This window comes from uncultured Oscillibacter sp., from assembly GCF_910584465.1.
Taxonomy (GTDB): Bacteria; Bacillota; Clostridia; order Oscillospirales; family Oscillospiraceae; genus Oscillibacter.
The window spans coordinates 1-17426 of record NZ_CAJUBK010000024.1; the positions used below are offsets into that span (position 1 = coordinate 1).

Annotated in this window: 13 protein-coding genes; 12 read left to right on the plus strand and 1 reads right to left on the minus strand. The window is 68.8% G+C overall.

Annotation, left to right across the window (positions count from 1 at the left end; genetic code table 11):
• Positions 1 to 268 precede the first annotated feature (268 nt).
• The 9 genes from QZ332_RS07420 (at position 269) to QZ332_RS07460 (ending at position 10459) form a co-directional block, all read left to right on the plus strand.
• Complete coding sequence (locus tag QZ332_RS07420) at positions 269 to 1321, plus strand: D-alanine--D-alanine ligase (RefSeq protein ID WP_295764199.1); 1053 nt, start codon at positions 269 to 271, stop codon at positions 1319 to 1321.
• A 78-nt stretch (positions 1322 to 1399) separates the two neighbouring features.
• Complete coding sequence (gene murF / locus QZ332_RS07425) at positions 1400 to 2773, plus strand: UDP-N-acetylmuramoyl-tripeptide--D-alanyl-D-alanine ligase (protein WP_295764200.1); 1374 nt, start codon at positions 1400 to 1402, stop codon at positions 2771 to 2773.
• Positions 2774 to 2798: 25 nt separating this feature from the next.
• Complete coding sequence (gene abc-f, locus QZ332_RS07430) at positions 2799 to 4697, plus strand: ribosomal protection-like ABC-F family protein (RefSeq protein ID WP_295764201.1); 1899 nt, start codon at positions 2799 to 2801, stop codon at positions 4695 to 4697.
• The gene (locus tag QZ332_RS07435) at positions 4694 to 5455 is read left to right on the plus strand and encodes a YdcF family protein (protein WP_295764202.1); all 762 of its coding nucleotides are present in this window, start codon (positions 4694 to 4696) and stop codon (positions 5453 to 5455) included. The genes abc-f and QZ332_RS07435 overlap by 4 nt, the downstream gene beginning before the upstream one ends.
• 21 nt (positions 5456 to 5476) lie before the next feature.
• Positions 5477 to 5974, plus strand: coding sequence for a hypothetical protein (locus QZ332_RS07440; protein WP_295764203.1), 498 nt, complete (start codon positions 5477 to 5479; stop codon positions 5972 to 5974).
• A 47-nt stretch (positions 5975 to 6021) separates the two neighbouring features.
• A complete protein-coding gene (gene prfA / locus QZ332_RS07445; RefSeq protein WP_295764204.1) occupies positions 6022 to 7083 on the plus strand; it encodes a peptide chain release factor 1 in 1062 nt (353 codons plus the stop codon).
• A complete protein-coding gene (locus tag QZ332_RS07450; protein ID WP_295764205.1) occupies positions 7080 to 7349 on the plus strand; it encodes a hypothetical protein in 270 nt (89 codons plus the stop codon). Before prfA ends, QZ332_RS07450 begins: the two co-directional genes overlap by 4 nt.
• Positions 7350 to 7360: 11 nt before the next feature.
• Complete coding sequence (locus QZ332_RS07455; RefSeq protein ID WP_295764206.1) at positions 7361 to 9022, plus strand: L-threonylcarbamoyladenylate synthase; 1662 nt, start codon at positions 7361 to 7363, stop codon at positions 9020 to 9022.
• 21 nt (positions 9023 to 9043) lie between these two features.
• On the plus strand, positions 9044 to 10459 hold the full coding sequence (locus tag QZ332_RS07460) for an aminopeptidase (RefSeq protein WP_295764207.1): 1416 nt from the start codon (positions 9044 to 9046) through the stop codon (positions 10457 to 10459).
• Positions 10460 to 10522: 63 nt separating this feature from the next.
• Here QZ332_RS07460 and QZ332_RS07465 read toward each other — a convergent pair whose 3' ends face one another.
• Positions 10523 to 11653 carry an S-layer homology domain-containing protein gene (locus QZ332_RS07465; RefSeq protein ID WP_295764208.1) on the minus strand — a complete coding sequence of 377 codons (1131 nt, stop codon included), beginning with the start codon at positions 11651 to 11653 and terminating at the stop codon, positions 10523 to 10525.
• 424 nt (positions 11654 to 12077) lie between these two features.
• Here QZ332_RS07465 and QZ332_RS07470 point away from each other — a divergent pair, with 424 nt between their 5' ends.
• From QZ332_RS07470 to QZ332_RS07480, 3 genes are all read left to right on the plus strand, one after another.
• Positions 12078 to 13292: an amidohydrolase gene (locus tag QZ332_RS07470; protein WP_295764209.1), complete on the plus strand. Its 1215-nt coding sequence runs from the start codon at positions 12078 to 12080 to the stop codon at positions 13290 to 13292.
• A gap of 283 nt (positions 13293 to 13575) precedes the next feature.
• Positions 13576 to 13962: a BlaI/MecI/CopY family transcriptional regulator gene (locus QZ332_RS07475; protein WP_295764210.1), complete on the plus strand. Its 387-nt coding sequence runs from the start codon at positions 13576 to 13578 to the stop codon at positions 13960 to 13962.
• Positions 13959 to 17408, plus strand: coding sequence for a M56 family metallopeptidase (locus QZ332_RS07480; RefSeq protein WP_295764211.1), 3450 nt, complete (start codon positions 13959 to 13961; stop codon positions 17406 to 17408). The genes QZ332_RS07475 and QZ332_RS07480 overlap by 4 nt, the downstream gene beginning before the upstream one ends.
• Positions 17409 to 17426 lie beyond the last annotated feature (18 nt).

Consider the following 17426-nt stretch of genomic DNA (forward strand, 5'->3'; position numbering starts at 1 on the left):
GGGCAGGTTCTCCCGCCAGCTGGGGCAGCGGAAGTCCGCGAAATAGACCTTGGATGTTTCAGCCATGGGATGTCCTCCTTTTTATCAAAGATCTGAAAGGGTATGAAAAGACAGCACACAGTGTATCACATGGAGTGGGGTCCATGTCAAGCCTCTTTTCCCGGGGGCGTAAAAAAGCGTTTTAACGGTTGTATTTATTTGACGCGTGTGCTAAACTATAGCAGATTATAATAACCTGATAGTATCCTGAGCATGAGAGGAGCTTACGATGAAGATCGTCGTCTTGGCCGGAGGTCTCTCCACAGAGCGGGCAGTGTCCCTGGTGACAGGGAACGGCATCTGCCGGGCGCTGCGGGAGCGGGGCCACCGGGCCATTTTAGTGGATCTGTTCCTGGGGCTGGAGGAGGTCCCGGAGGACCTGGAGGCCCTGTTCGACGCGGCGGACGGCCTGTGCCCCGACGCGAGGATCGACCCCGTGGCCCCGGACCTGGAGGCCGTCCGGCGGAGCCGGAAGGACCAAAGCCCCCGGGTCTTCGGCCCCAACGTTTTGGAGCTGTGCCAGCTGGCGGACCTCGTCTTCCTGGGCCTCCACGGCCGGGACGGCGAGGACGGGCGGGTCCAGGCGGCCCTGGAGCTGCTGGGCGTGCCCTATACCGGGTCCGGCTACCTGGCCTCCGGCATCGCCATGGACAAGGCGGTGAGCAAGCGCATCATGGACGCCTGCGGCATCCCCACGCCGAAGTGGGAGACGCTGTCCTACACCGCCGACGAGATCCCGGAGCTGGCGGAGTCCCTGGCCCTGCCCTGCGTCGTCAAGACCACCACCGGCGGGTCCTCCCTGGGCGTCTACCTGCCGGAGGACCGGGAGGCGCTGGAGGAGGCGCTGCGGGAGGTGCGGTCCTTCGGCGGGGAAGTCATCTGGGAGGAGCGGATCTTCGGCCGGGAGCTGACGGTGGCCGTGCTGGGGGAGCGGGCCCTGCCCGCGGTGGAGACCGTCCCCGCCGGGAAGGACTTCGATTACGCCGCCAAGTACCAGAGGGGCGGCGCGGCGGAGACCTGCCCCGCCCGCCTGAGCAGGGCGGAGGCCGAAGCCGCCGGAGAGCTGGCCCTGCGGGCCCACCGGGCCCTGGGCCTGGCGGTCTACTCCCGGACGGACATGATCTTGGATGGGGACGGGAAGCTCTGGTGCCTGGAGATCAACTCCCTGCCGGGCATGACCCCCACCAGCTTCGTGCCCCAGGAGGCCGCCGCCGTGGGCATGAGCTACGGCGAGCTGTGCGAGGAGATCGTGCGGCTGTCCTATGACATCGAGCGGCGCTGAGCATCCCGGCCGGACGATACATATCGACGGATCGAAATGAAGGAAGCGCGCCTTTGGAGGCGTGAGGAGGAAGATGGAATGGAGCCCATGACTGTTGGCCAGATCGTCACCGCCGTGGACGGCGTATGGCTGGACCCGAGCGGACAGACCGCCGCCGTCACCGCGGTCTGCACCGACAGCCGCGCTCTGGAGCCCGGCTGTCTGTTCCTGCCCTGGGTGGGGGAGCGGTTCGACGGGCATGATTTTATCGACGCGGCCCTGGAGGCCGGCGCGGCGGGGTGCCTCTGCGCCCGCGTGCCGGAGGTGCGCCGGGAGGACAAATTCTACATCCAGGTGAAGGACACCCGCCTGGCCCTCCGGGACCTGGCCTCGGCTTACCGGGACCGGTTCCATATCCCGGTGATCCAGATCACCGGCAGCGTGGGGAAGACCACCACCAAGGAGATGATCGCCGCCGTCCTGGGGGCGCGGTTCAAGGTCTGGAAGACCCCGGAGAACTACAACAACGACATCGGCGTCCCCCTGACGCTGCTGGGCCTGCGCCATGAGCATGAGGCGGCGGTGATCGAGACGGGGATGAACCACTTCGGCGAGATCGAGTACCTCACCGACATGGTGAAGCCGGACATCGCCGTGATCTCCAACATCGGCGACGCCCACATCGAGTACCTGGGGAGCCGCCAGGGCATCCTGAAGGCCAAGTGCGAGATCTTCACGCACCTGAAAAAGGACGGCCTGGCGGTCCTGAACGGCGACGACGCGCTGCTGGACACGGTGTCGGGGCCCTTCCGGACGGTCCGCTGCGGCAAGTCCCGGCACTGCCAGGCCCGGATCTGCGAGATCTCCGACCACGGCGTGGAGGGCATCCGCTGCACCATCGTGACGGAGGAGGGGCGCTACGCCCTGAACATCCCCGCCCCGGGGGAGCATATGGCCTACGCCGCGGCCATCGCCGCGGCGGTGGGAGAGGCCCTGGGCCTGAGCGGGGAGGAGATCGCCCGGGGCGCGGCCTCTTACGTCCCGGCGGGGAGCCGGATGCGGGTGCTCCGCCTGCCAGGGAGGCGGATGATCCTGGACGACTGCTACAACGCCAACCCCCAGTCCGTGGCGGCGGCGCTGGAGGTCCTGGCCCGGACGGAGTGCGACAAGAAGGTCGCCGTCCTGGGGGACATGGGGGAGCTGGGGGACCTGAAGAACCGGGCCCATTACAACATGGGGGCCCTGGCGGCGATGCTGGGCATCGACCTGGTCTTCGCCATCGGCGACGGGGAGCGGGCCGGGCGGATCGCCGACGGCGTGGCGCAGAGCGGCGGCTCCGTGCTGTACTTCCCCACCAAGGAGGAGGCCCTGCCGGAGCTGCGGCGCCAGCTGGGGCCGGGGACCGTCATGCTGGTGAAGGCGTCCCACGCCATGGCGTTCGGCGAGCTGGTCCGGCGGCTGCAGACAGAGTGAGACGGAGAGTGGATAATAAGATACTATGATCGAGATACAGATCGATTCCCTGGTCAAGTCCTTCGAGGTGGGGCATAATGTCCTGGACGGCCTGACCTTCCAGATCGACCAGGGGGAACGAGTGGGCCTGCTGGGCCGGAACGGCGCGGGGAAGACCACCTTGTTCCGCATATTGACCCATGAGCTGGAGGCCGACGAGGGCCGGGCGTCCGTCGCCCAGGGGCGGCGGCTGGGCCTGATCTCCCAGATCCCCGTCTACCCGGCGGGCCATACCGTGGAGGACGTGCTCCGCTCCGCCTTCCGGCGCCTGGAGGGCCTGGCGAAGGAGATGGAGGCCCTGGCGGGCCGCATGGCGGCGGGGGAGACGGACCCGGCGCTGCTGCGGCGCTACGGGTCCCTCAGCGAGCGCTTCGAGGTCTTCGGCGGCTATGATACCGACGTGGCGGTGAACAAGATCGCCAACGGCCTGTCCATCTCCCCGGAGATGCGCCGCCAGCTCTTCGACAGCCTCTCCGGCGGCGAGAAGACCCGGGTGAACCTGGGCCGCCTGATCTTGGAGGACACGGACATCCTGCTGCTGGACGAGCCCACGAACCACCTGGACCTCCACGCCACGGAGTGGCTGGAGGAGTATATCCGGGGCTTCCGGGGCACCGTCGTCGCGATCTCCCACGACCGCTATTTCCTGGACCGGGTGGTCACGCGGGTCATCGAGATCGAGGAGGGCAGGGCGGAGTTCTACAGCGGCAATTACAGCTTTTACGCCGTGGAGAAGGAGCGCCGCTATCAGGAGCGGCTGAAGCGGTACGAAAAGGAACAGGCCAAGATCCAGCAGCTGGAGAAGGCGGCGGAGCAGCTGCGGGTCTGGGCCTTCATGGGCATGGACAAGACCTACCGCCGGGCCGTGAACATCGAGCGGCGGATCGAGCGGATGCGCACCACCGCCAAGCCCACCCGGCGGCAGAAGATGGACGCCCGCTTCTCCACGGCCGAGTTCCACGGGGACGAGGTGCTGGGCATCCGGAACGTGGCGAAGTCCTATGGGGACAAGCATCTGTTCGACGGCATCACCCTGAAGGTGGAGGGGGGCGAGCGCATCGCCCTGATCGGCGACAACGGCACGGGGAAGTCCACCCTCATCAAGATGATCGTGGGGGAGCTGTACCCCGACGAGGGCCGGATCAAGCTGGGGCCCCAGGCGAAGCCCGCCTACCTGCCCCAGATCGTCCGCTTCGAGCACCCGGACTGGGACCTGGTGGAGGTCATGTGCGCCTCCAAGCGGGGCCTCTCCGCCCAGAGCGCCCGGAACCGCCTGGCGGCCTATGACTTCCGGGGGGAGGACGTGTTCAAGCCCGTGTCCGTCCTCTCTGGCGGGGAGCAGAGCCGTCTGCGGCTGTGCATGCTGATGGACGGGGAGATCAACTTCCTCATCCTGGACGAGCCCACGAACCACCTGGACATCGCGTCCCGGGAGTGGATCGAGGAGGCGGTGGAGTCCTATGACGGGACGCTGCTCTTCGTCAGCCACGACCGCTATTTCATCAACCGCTTCGCCACCCGGATCTGGGAGCTGGCGGACGGGACCATCACGGATTATCCCATGGGCTTCGCCGAGTACCGGCAGGTCAAGGCCCAGGAGGAGGCGGCGAAGACCGAGCCGCCCAAGCCCGCCAAAGAGAAGGCCGAGCGCCCTGCCCGAGGGAACCGGGCCCAACAGAACGCCCGGCGGCAGCTGACCATCTGTGAGCGGGACATCGCCAAGGCGGAGGAGCGGATCGCCGCGTTGGAGGCGGACATGGAAGCCGCCGCCTGCGACTATGAGGAGCTGACGGGGCTGACAGCGGAGCGGGAGGCCGCTCAGGCGGCGCTGGACGCGCTGTACGAGCGGTGGGAGCAGCTCAGCGAGGAGGCCGGGGAGGCATGACGGCGAAGGGGCTTTGCCGGGCCGGGCAGCTGGTCCTGGCCGGGGCGGGGCTGGCCCTGGCGGTGGTGCCCAACGGGATGCGCTTCACGGGCTGTCTTTCCCTGGGCGCCCTGGCGGTCTGGAGGCTGGGCCTGTTCGTGCACCGCCGGGCGGACAGGTCCCGGGCCTGGAAGCTCTGCCAGCGGGCCTTTTTCGCGGGGCTGGCCCTGGGCCTGGCCGTCCTGACCGGCATCGAGGCCGCCATCGTCTCCCGGGGGGAGGCGGATGATGCCGCCGTCCCGGTGGACGCGGTGATCGTCCTGGGGGCCGGGGTCAACGGCGAGGAGCCGTCGGCGGCGCTGTGGAGCCGCATCCGGGCGGCGGAGGACTATCTGGAGGGGCATCCGGACGTGCCGGTGGTCCTCTCCGGGGGCCAGGGGCCGGGAGAGGCCGTCTCCGAGGCCGAGGCCATGCGCCGGGCGCTGTGGACGGGGGACGAGGCGGAGGACGCCCGGTTCCTCCTGGAGGACCGGTCCACCAACACGGCCCAGAACTTCCGGTACTCCAAGGCCCTGCTGGAGGAGCACGGCGTAGACACCGGGACGGCGGTCGTCGCCGTGGTGACCAACGACTTCCACTGCTTCCGGGCCCGCATGATCGCCCGGCGGCAGGGGCTCGAGACGGTCGGCGTGCCGGCGGAGCTGCCCTGGTGGTGGCTCACCGCCAACTACTATCTGAGAGAGGCGTTCGCCGTGGTGAAGACGGCCCTCTTCGACTGATGCGAAGGAGATGAAAGCCAAGTGGCATGGAACAACGTGCTTTGTGTCTATTACTCCCGGACGGGGAACACGCGCAGGGCCATGGAGGAGATCGCCCAGGCCCTGGGAGCGGAGCTGGCGGAGCTGCAGGACAGCGTGGACCGCAGCGGCTGGGGCGGCTGGCTCCGGTGCGGCGTGGACGCCATGCGCCGCACGGTGCCGCCGGTGAGATGCACGGCCCGGTTCCCCCTGACGGACTACCGGCTGGTGATCGTGGGGTCCCCCGTCTGGGCGGGGCGGTGCTCCTCCGTGGTGCGGAGCTTTTTGAAGCACAACGGGAAGGAGATCCGGAACGCCTCGTACGTGCTGACCCGGGGCTGTGAGGACAAGAACGAGGAGATCTTCGAGCAGATGGACCGCTACACCCCCTGCGGGCACCGGACGGCGGTGTCCCTGCGGAGCGGGTCCGTGGGCTATGCCTTCTGGCAGGAGGAGTTCCTCCGCCAGACCCAGGAGTTCCTGCAGACCAGCGGGCGGTAGCCGTCCCCTCCGCTGCGGGTGAGAGATCGTTGTCTAGGAGGGGACCCATGCTGGAAAGACTAAGAGAGCTGATCCTCCGCCGGGAGGACCTGGAGGCCCAGCTGGCGGATCCCGGCGTCTACGGGGACGGCGGCCGCCTGCGGGCCCTCCGGCGGGAGCTGAAGGAGCTGACGCCGGTGGCGGAGGCCGCCCAGGCCCTGGAGGCCGCGGAGCGCCGCCGGGAGGAGGCGGAGGCCCTCCTCCGGGACCCGGAGATGAAGGACCTGGCCCAGGAGGAGCTGTCCGCGGCCAAGGCGGAGGCGGAGCGGCTGGAGGAGGAGCTGAAGCGCCTGCTTTTGCCGAAGGACCCCAACGACGGCCGGAACGCCATCCTGGAGCTCCGGGGCGGCGTGGGCGGCGAGGAGGGGGCGCTGTTCGCCCATTCCCTCCTGCGGATGTACGGCATGTACGCCCAGCGCCGGGGCTGGCGGATGGAGACGCTGGAGCTCAGCGAGACGGAGCTGGGGGGCGTGAAGGAGTGCGCCGTGCTGATCGAGGGGGAGGACGTGTTCTCCCGGCTGAAATTCGAGAGCGGCGTCCACCGGGTCCAGCGGGTGCCGGAGACGGAATCCGGGGGCCGCATCCACACCAGCGCCGCCACAGTGGCGGTGCTCCCGGAGGCGGAGGAGGTGGACGTGGCGATCGACCCCAGGGACCTGCAGATCGACACCTACCGTTCCTCCGGCGCGGGGGGACAGCACGTGAACAAGACGGAGTCCGCCATCCGCATCACCCACCTGCCCACGGGCCTGGTGGTGGAGTGCCAGGACGAGCGGAGCCAGTATAAGAACAAGGACAAGGCCATGAAGGTCCTCCGCTCCCGGCTCTACGAGCGGGAACGGGCCAGACAGGCGGAGTCCGCCGCTTCGGAGCGCCGCAGCCAGGTGGGCAGCGGCGACCGCAGCGAGCGGGTGCGGACGTATAATTTCCCCCAGGGCCGGGTGACGGACCACCGGATCGGCCTGACGCTGTATAAGCTGGACGCCGTGATGGACGGGGACCTGGACGAGATCGTGGACGCCCTGGTCACGGCGGACACGGCGGCGCGGCTGGAGGGCGGCGGAGGATGAGGCGGCGGCTCGGTCTGCTGCTGGCGTGGACGCTGGCGGCGGGGATGGCCGGGCTGGAGGCCCTGACGGCCTGGGCCTGGCTTCGGGGGACGCGGTATGTCATGCGCTGCGGCGCGGAGGATGACCCTTACGCCGCCGAGGACGCGGAGATCGCGGGGATCTGCGCCCTGCTCCTCCTGCCGCTGGTCCTGGCGGCGCTGGCCGCGGCCGTGTATGGAACGATCTTGTGGTGTAAAGACCGGGCGGGAGCCCGTTCGGAGAGATAGAGGCGAACGATATGCAGACGATTTATTACGACTTGCGGGACACCAAGGGACAGCAGAAGGAGATCGAGGACAAGATCTCCGCCGCCGCCAAGATCCTCCGGGAGGGGGGGCTGGTGGGCATCCCCACGGAGACGGTGTACGGCCTGGGGGCCGACGGGACCAACACGGCCTCCGTCCGGCGCATCTTCGAGGTGAAGGGCCGTCCCCAGGACAACCCCCTGATCCTCCACGTCACCGGGGCCCAGTGGCTCCCCCGGTACTGCCGGGAGATCCCCCCGGTGGCCTACACCCTGGCCCGGAAATTCTGGCCGGGGCCCCTGACCATGATCTTGAAGCGCCAGCCCACGGTGCCGGATGAGACCACGGCGGGGCTGGACACCGTGGGCGTGCGCTGCCCGAACCATCCCGTCACCCTGGCCATCATCCGGGAGGCGGGCCTGGCCATCGCTGCCCCCAGCGCCAACACCTCCGGCCGTCCCAGCTGCACCACGGCCCAGGACGTGATGGAGGACGTGGGGGGCCGGGTGGACATGATCGTGGACGGCGGGCCCTGCACCGTGGGCGTGGAATCCACCGTGCTGGACCTGACCTGCACGCCGCCCCGGCTGCTCCGCCCCGGCGGGCTGCCGGTGGAGGACATCGAGCGGCTGATCGGCCACATCGACGTGGACCGGGCGGTCAGCTCCTCCCTCCGGCCGGACGAGCATCCCGGCGCCCCCGGCATGAAGTACCGCCACTACGCGCCCAAGGCCCCGGTGACGGTGATCACCGGCGCGCCCATGAACTCCGCCCGGGAGATCGAGCGGCGGGTGTCCCCCGGCGCGGGCGTCATCTGCTTCGACGAGTACGCCCACCTGTTCCCGGAGCAGGTGGTCCGCCCCCTGGGCCCCAGCAGCGACAAGCAGATCCAGGCCCAGCGGGTCTTCGAGGCCCTGCGGAGCTTCGACGCCACCGAGGTGACGGAGATCTTCGCCCAGTGCCCGGACAACCGGGGCCTTGGCCTGGCCATCGGCAACCGGCTGAAAAAGGCGGCGGGCTTCCACGTCTTCGACGCGGACAGCAAGCGGATCATCCTGGGGCTGACCGGCGGCACCGGCGCGGGGAAGAGCAGCGCCCTGCGGGCCCTGCAGGACCTGGGGGGGACCGTGATCGACTGCGACGCGGTGTATCACGAGGTCCTGAACGAGAACGAGGACTTCAAGAACGCCATCAACGAGAAGTTCCCCGGCGTCTTCTCCATGGAGGGGCAGCTGGACCGGAAGAAGCTGGGCCGGGAGGTCTTCGCCAAGCGGGACCGGCTGGAGCAGCTGAACGCCATCGTCTATCGCTTCCTCCTGCCGGAGCTGGAGCGGCGGACGGAGGCCGCGGAGGGGCTCTGCGCCCTGGACGCCATCAACCTGTTCGAGAGCGGCCTGGACCGGCTGTGCGACCGCACCGTGGCCGTCACGGCCCCCACGGAGCTGCGGGTGAAGCGGATCATGAGCCGGGACGGCATCCCGGAGCAGTACGCCCGCCTCCGGGTCAGCGCCCAGAAGCAGGACGAGTTCTACCGGGGCAAGTGCGACTGTGAGCTGAACAACGCCACCGACTCTCCCGAGGAGTTTTATAAGGAGGCCCGCCTGTTCTTCGAGCGCCTGGTGGAGGCCATCCAGGAGGAGAAGCGGCACGGCTGATTTGAAGGAGGTATTTTCACCATGGAAAAATCCGAGTACAAGGAGCTGAAAGAGCGGCTCCTCTCCAAGAAGAAGAACGGCTATGACGTCCTGTCCGAGGCGGATCGGGCGGCCATGGAGGATTACTGCGCGGGCTATAAGACCTTCCTGGACGTGAGCAAGACGGAGCGGCTGTGCGCCGCGGAGGTCCTCCACCTGGCGGAGGCCAAGGGCTATAAGCCCTATACGCCGGGGATGGCGGTGGAGGCCGGGGACAAGGTCTACCACTGCAACCGGGGCAAGGCGGTCATGCTGGCCCGCATCGGCAGGAAGCCCCTCTCTGAGGGCATCCAGCTGGCCGCGGCCCACATCGACTCCCCCCGGCTGGATCTGAAGCCGAACCCCCTGTACGAGGACAGCGAGCTGGCCTATTTCAAGACCCACTATTACGGCGGCATCCGCAAATACCAGTGGGTGACGACCCCCCTGGCCCTCCACGGCGTGGCGGCGCTGAAGGACGGGACCTGCGTCACGATCCGCATCGGCGAGGAGGAGGGCGAGCCCCGCCTGGTCATCACGGACCTGCTGCCCCACCTGGGGGCCGCGCAGAACAAGAAGCCCCTGGCGGAGGCCGTCCCCGGCGAGACGCTGAACCTTCTGCTGGGGAGCCGGCCCATCGGCGGCGAGGAGGAGTCCGGCCGGGTGAAGCTGGCGGTGATGCAGCTGCTCAACGAGGAGTACGGCATCGTGGAGGACGACCTGACCTCCGCGGAGCTGGAGGCTGTCCCGGCGGTGAGGGCCTGCGACATCGGCCTGGACCGCTCTATGATCGGCGCCTACGGCCACGACGACCGGGTCTGCGCTTACGCCGCCCTCAAGGCCCTGCTGGACCTGGAGGAGGCGCCGGAGAAGACCGCCGTCTGCATCCTGGCGGACAAGGAGGAGATCGGGTCCGACGGTGTGACGGGCATGCAGTCCGCCGCCTTCGACACCTTCATCGAGGACCTGTGCGCCGCCCAGGGCGCGGCCCTCCGGGCCTGCTTCGCCAAGTCCTTCTGCCTCAGCGCCGATGTGACGGCGGCCTACGATCCCAACTACCCCGACGTGTTCGAGAAGCGGAACGAGTCCCAGCTGAACTACGGCGTCGGCCTGTGCAAGTACACCGGGGCCCGCGGCAAGTCCGGCGCCTCTGACGCCAACGCGGAGACCGTGGCCTACGTGCGGCGGCTCTTCGATGAGGCGGGGGTCATCTGGCAGGTCAGCGAGCTGGGCAAGGTGGATGCCGGCGGCGGCGGCACCGTGGCCATGTATATGGCGAACCGGGACATCGATACCCTGGACGCGGGCGTCCCGGTGCTGAGCATGCACGCCCCCTTCGAGACGGTGTCCAAGCTGGACTGCTACGAGACCTATAAGGGCATGAAGGCGGTCTTCCAGGCGAAGGACTGGATGCGCTGAGCATCGAAAGGCATCTAAAAAAGGAAGGCTGTGCCCCCGGCACAGCCTTCCTTTTTAGAGGATCTACGATCCGGCGCCGACCGAGCAGCTGACCTCGTAGCCGCGGAGCATGTCGAAATCGAAATAGCTGTCCTGCGAGAAGGTGACCCGGCGGACCAGGGAACCGCCGGTACGGTCTTCCTCACTGCAGTCCTGCTGGACGGAGAAGGAGCCCGTCTGACCGCTGGTATCCACGAAGCGGAGGCCGTCGTGGTCGCCCTCCCAGCGGATCATGTCGGCGAAGGCCTCGTCCCAGCGGAGGAAGGTGAAGAGATAGCTCCGCCCGGACTGGTCCTGGGCGTCGAAGCGGACGAGATAGCTGCACGCCTGATACAGGGGGAAGGGGACGTCGACGGTGAAGACGGCCTCATGAGGGGAATAGACGTCCACTTGGACGTTTGCGTCGTAGACGCCCTCGCTGGTGAACGCGCTGCCGTCCAGGCCCAGGGAGCGGGCTTTGCCGGTCCCGGCATATGTACATAGAGGGGGCCCCGCAGGCTCCGGAGCGGGCTCCGGGGGGACGGGATCTTCCGGGATGGGGACCTTCCCGGCGGGATCGGCCTCGTTCAGGCAGCGGTACAGGAAGGCGGCGATCTGCCCCCGGGTGCAGGGCACGTCGGGGGAGAAGGTGGTGTCCGTGGTGCCGGTGGTGATCTCGGCCTCGACGGCCCAGGCCACGGCCTGGGCGTAGTCCGCCTCGGGGGCCACGTCCGTGAAGGCGGCGGGGGCCCCGGCGGCGGGGGACCCGGCGTAGCGCCAGAGGAAGGACACCGCGGAAGCGCGGGTACAGGGGAAGCTGGGGAAGAGCCTGTCCGCGTCCAGATCGCTCGGGCGGACGATCCCGGCCTCCCCGGCCCAGAGGATGGCCCGGTAAAAGTCGGCGTTCATGCCGGGGGCCGCGTCGCGGTACGGGCTCGCGGTGCTCTTCGGCTCCGGGGAGCCGGCGGCGCGCCAGAGGAAGGTGAGGATCTGCGCCCGGGTACAGAAGGCGTCGGGGGAGAAGGTATCCTTCGAGGTCCCGGTGGTGATGCCCTCCTCCACGGCCCAGGCGATGGGCGCGGCATAATACAGCCCCTCGTCTACGTCGGAGAAGGCGGAGACCGGGACCGTCAGCAGGGCCAGGGCCAAGATCAGGACGGCCAGTTTTTCCTTCATGACCGCACACCTCGCTTTTCAGATGAGATATCGCCGGAAGGCGCCGGGCCCGGAGAGGCCCTATGTCCTATTCTAAGTGATTTTCCCGCCGCTGGCAAGCCCGGATCCGAAAGATCCAGAAATTGCATATCGGGCTTTGTGTGAAATATGGGGAAGGCCGAGGCGCCCGGACGGCGGATCTTCCCCCGCCGCTCTTTGCCGGGGCTCCCGCCGATCTTCAGACCGGGCCCGCGCCGGCGGCCGTTGGACGCGCTTTGGCCCGCGGTGCCGGCGGGGCCGGATGAGATTTTGCGGAGCGGGGGATCCTGTCCTTGCAATCGGCCCGCCTCTTTGATAGAATACCATCATACCGTTCCCGGGGCCGGCCCGCAGGGCTGCGGGCGCTGGAAGGCCCGGGGAGGAGCGCTTGAAGGAGGTCCACGCTATGAGCCTGAACGAAGAGATCTTGAGACTGGCCGGTGAGCTCGAGCCCTATGTCATCGACTGCCGCCGGACCATCCATACCTATGCCGAGGTGGCCTCCCATGAGGATAAGACCAAGGCCCTCATCATCCGGGAGGCCGAGGCGCTGGGCCTGCCCTATGAGGAGGTCCCCGTCACCAGCGTCATCGTGGAGCTGGATACCGGCCGTCCGGGCAAGGTGGTGGCCCTGCGGGCGGACATCGACGCCCTGCCCATGGCGGAGTGCGAGACGAACCTGACCGGCCCCCGGACCTGCCGCTCCGAGCAGCCGGATACCTGCCACGCCTGCGGCCACGACGCCCACGCGGCCATGCTGCTGGGGGCCATGCGGCTCCTTACCGCGCTCCGGGACCGGCTCTGCGGCAAGGTCCTCTTCTGCTTCGAGGAGGGCGAGGAGATCAACAGCGGCGTGAAGCCCCTCCTGGACGCGCTGGAGAAGTACCATGTGGACCGCTGCTGGGCCATCCACACTTACGCCGATCTGGAGGAGGGGAAGCTCAGCATCGATCCCGGCCCCCGGATGGCGGGCGGCACCCCGGTCGCCCTCCGGTTCATCGGACAGGCGGGCCACGGCTCCCGGCCGGATCTGGCGGTCAACCCCGTGTTCTGCGGGGCCAGCTTCCTCAACAACCTGTGCGCCGCGTTCAGCAACCAGATCCCCGCCGGGCAGACCGTCACCATGGGCATCACGGTGTTCCGCGGCGGCGACGCGTACAACATCATCTCGGACACCGCCGAGATCGAGGGCAGCTTCCGCTTCTTCGACATGGAGGCCGGGCGGAAGGCCGTGGAGGCGTACCGGCGGACCGCGGAGCACACCGCGGCGATCTTCGGCTGCCAGGTGGAGATCCTGAAGGGCGGCGAGGCGCCCTCCGGGCCGGGCCGGGGCTGCGGCCCCGTGATCAACGACGAGGCGTGCGCGGCGGCGGCGCAGGCGGCGCTGGAGCCGCTCCTGCCCGCCGGGACACTGGTGTCCTGCGAGCCCTGGTACGCCGGGGAGTGCTACTGTTGGTGGCTGGAGCGGTATCCGGGCGTCCTGGCGCTGCTGGGCATCCGGAACCGGGAGGAAGGCTATGGAGCGCCCCATCATCACGATCGATTCGACCTCAACGAGAAGGTCCTGAAGACCGGCGTGGCCGCCACGGCCGGCTACGCGGCGCAGTGGCTGGCGCTGTGAACCGGCGCCGGGCCCGGAGTGCCGGAAGAGCGGCGGGGACTCCACCGGCGGGAGGGATGCGTGCGGGAGGTCCGGGAAGGGACTCTCCGCGCGGTCCAGACCGGGAGGCTTCCGGAACTTCAAAAAGTCCTGAAAACTTGTGCGGAGCCGGCCCCGGAGGGGCCGGCTCTTTTACAGGATCTTGCCGCCCGCCGTCTGTAACCACACTGTAACTTCTGTTCGGTTGACATTGTAGACTAACGGTGCTATACTAAGTCTACAATGTAGACAAGGAGGCATGGGCATGGAGGACATCAAGCTGACCACCAGTGAGTGGAACGTCATGGGCTGTCTGTGGGAGCAAAGCCCCCGCACGGTCATGCAGATCGCGAAGGAGCTGGAGCGGACGGTGGGCTGGGCCAGGAGCACCACCATCACCACCCTGCACCGCATGGAGGCCAAGGGCCTGGTGCGCTGTGAGCAGACGGCCGGGCGGGGCAGGGCCTACGTGCCCCTGGTGGACCGGGAGCAGGCGGCGGTGGCCGAGACCCAGAGCTTCCTGGACCGGGTGTACCAGGGCAGCGTGGGGCTGATGATGAGCGCCATGGCCCAGCGGCAGGAGCTGTCCGCCGGAGAGATCTCCGAGCTCCGGGCCATCCTGGACCAGGCGGAAAGGGGGGAGGAGCGATGACCGTCTCTTTGCTGGACTGGGTGCTGACGGCGATGTGGCTGATCGCCGTGGTGCTCCTCCTCCGCTGGGCGTTCGGGAAGCGGATCGGGGCCCGGCTGCGCTATGCCCTGTGGCTGCTGGTGCTGGTCCGCCTGCTGGTGCCGGTGCAGCTGTTCACCGCCCCCGCGGAGGCGGCGCGGGTGCTCCCGGAGCTCCGCACCATGCAGGTCCTCCCCTCCCCCCTGACGGCGGCGCAGGGGGCCCCCGCCTCCAAGGCGGACGCCGCCCGGCCGGTCCAGGCCATCCCCGCGCCAAGCGGCGGGGAGAGCGACCCTCCCGCTCCGGAGGCCGGGGGGCCCCTGGACCCGGCGGCCCTCTTGGGAGGGGCCTGGCTGACGGGGACGGTGCTGGCGGCGCTGGTGCTGCTGTGGTCCAACCTGCGCTTCGCCGCCCGCCTGCGGCGGGTCCGCGTCCCGCTGGAAGGGGCGGACTGCCCCCTGCGGACTTATACCGCCCCCGGGCTGCCCTCTCCGTGCCTCTTTGGGATCCTCCGCCCGGCGGTGTACGTCACGCCGGAGGCGGCGGCGGACCCGGTCCGCCTCCGCCACGTGCTGACCCATGAGGCCATCCACTTCCGCCACGGCGACCACATCTGGTCGGCCCTGCGGTGCGCGGCGCTGGCGGTCCACTGGTGGGATCCGCTGGTGTGGCTGGCGGCGGTGCTGAGCCGCCGGGACGCGGAGCTGGCCTGTGACGAGGGGGCGCTGGCGGTCCTGGGCGACGGCGAGCGCCGGGCCTACGGCAACACCCTGCTGGACCTGGTCACCGCCAAGCCCCAGCCGGGCGACCTGCTCCGCTGCGCCACGACCATGGCGGGGGACGAGCGGAGCCTCCGGGAGCGGATCGGGCGCATCGCCCGCGCGCCGAAGCGCTGGCTCTGGGCGGCGGCGCTGTCCGTGGCGCTGGCAGCGCTGGTGTGTGCCTGCGCCTTCGCCAAGACGGAGGAGACGGAGCCCGACGGCCCCCTGACGGAGGAGGAGCTGCGGGCCTTCAACGAAACGGTCTTCAACGCGGGCGGCTTCAACATGCGCAACCAGTTCCTCCTCCTGGCCGCGGAGGCTCCGGAGGACTACCGGCGGATCGACCTCTTCCAGCTCTTCTACAACGGCACCGGGAGACCCGGCGGCATCAGCGAGGAGGAACGCCGGGCCGTGGCCGATGCGGCTTGGGGCGGGGAGGATCCGGGGGTGGACCTGATCAAGTGCCCCGCCTCCGAGATGGATGAGATCCTGCGGGAGCACCTGGGCCTGTCCCTGGAGGAGACGGACAAATGGGGACTGGACCTGTTCACGTACCTGGAAGATCACGACGCCTACTATCACTTCTGCGGCGACACCAATTATATCGGCGACGTCACCTTCACCTCCGGCGAGCGGAAGGACGGCAAGATCCTTTTGTACTATGAGGGCGATGGTTTCCCGGTCTGGGTCGGGAGCGACGGGATAAGCAGCCTCCCTTCCGGCCCCGCCTGCGTGGTCCTGGAGCCCCGGAAGGACGGCGGCTATCACTTCCTGAGCAACTGGCAGTGCGATCCGCCGGCCCGGTACACGGCCTATCCGGCCTGGGAGCCGGAGCGGGTCATCCCCCTGGACGGCCTGGAGCCCTATCAGGCCCCGGAGCTCCGGGTGGAGCGGCGGCGGAGCGACGTGGCGCAGACCCTCTGGCGCACCCGCCTCGAGCCGGACGGGTCCGGCGGCGGGGGCTTCGACGTGGAGGTCTACCGCTCCACCGACGGCAGCGTCTGCGCCTCCGTGGTGGTCTCGGAGACGGAGCGGGACTGCTTTTTGACCGTCCCCGCCGATCGTTCCGCCGGGTGGACGACGGAGGACAGCCTGGAGCCCTTCGCGGATATCGTCGGCCGGGAGGGGCTGCGCATCTCCTACTACGGCCAGATGACCGAGCAGTCCGAAGGCATGGTCAGTGACTACTATACGTTCACGGAGGACGGTCGGCCGTCCCTGCTGCTCCGGACCCTGGGGAACGAGATCGTGACGGATCTGGACGGCGACGGCATACGGGAGGTGACTTCCTCCGACGGGTGGAACGTCTCCCGGCTCTTCTTCCAGCGGGACGGGACCCTGTACGAGGCGGACCTGTACGCCCTCATCTATGACGCGTGGCCCGAGGCGGGGTATTTGAGCTCCGGCTCCTGGGACCGGGGGTATCTCACCCTGGCCGTGGAGCTCCCGCTCCCCGGCACGGACGTCACGGTCACGGGATACCGGACGGTGTTCTTCGACGGGGAGGCCCTGCGGATCTACAAGGACGAGAACGGCTATACGGACCACGTCGCCAACGGCCTGGAGGCCCTACCGGGGGACGTGCTGGCGGCGGCGCGGAGCTTCGTCCAGGGGCAGTTCGACGCCCTGGCGGCGGAGGGCCGCGGCGATGACGGATCCGGGAACGACGCCGAAGGGGCCGTGGTCTGGGACGACTGGCGGATCACCGGGCTCAGCGGGCCCTACTATGTGGACGCGGCGGATCTGCAGACCGAGGTCTGGAACGTCAGCTACGAGACCCACACCGCCACGCCGGACCGGGTCACCCTGGCGGGCGGGTCCTACCTGGGGGAGGACGGCTGGTGCATGATCGGCTATCCCGGCTGTGACTACCTGTACTTCCGGCTGGACGGGGACCTGGAGCGGACCTACCTGTTCTCCAGGATGGAGAACGACTGCTCCCCCGGCACGGAGCTGTTTTTGAGGGACCTGATCCGGGCCCTGATGGACGAGGGGATCTTGAGCCTGCCGGACCTGGACGGCGAGACCCTGGCCCAGGTGATGTGGCCCCAGTCCGCCTGGTTCCTGAACACCCTGGCGGAGGAGGACGCGGCGGAGCGAAGCGCCATGCTGGAGGCCCTGGGACGGTATCTCGCCGAGACCCGGGAGGGCGCGGCCTATTACGACGGCCTCGTCTACGAGCTGGATGACGGCGGCTATCGCGCCGGGGAGCTGACGGACGGGGGCCGGCTGGCGTGGGAGGAGCTGAAGGACATCGTCCGCACGGTGGGGATCATCGATCTCCAGGCCGACATGGAGCGGATCCCGGAGCTGACCCTGTACGAGCTCCTGGAGTTCCTCAGCAAGTCCGACGGCGCGGCCACCGAGAGCGCGGTGACGGAGCTGCACCAGCGGTTCCTGTCGGATCCCGCCGCCGTCCTGAGATCCATGGCGGAGCGGGAGGACTGGGAGACGCTGGCGGACCTGCTGGCCGGGGCCATCCATCGGGACGAGGACCTGTTCCCCGGGGCCATCGAGCAGGCAAGGGCCCTGCCTCCGGAGGCCCTGGACGCGGAGCAGTCCGCCGTCCGGGACCGGATCGTCTCCGTCTACGAGGCCAGGAAGCAGAGAGACGCCGCCTGGTCCCTCCCGTCCTCCCCGTCTGAGGGGGGCGGAGACGCGGCTTGAAAACAGGACTGCCCGCCA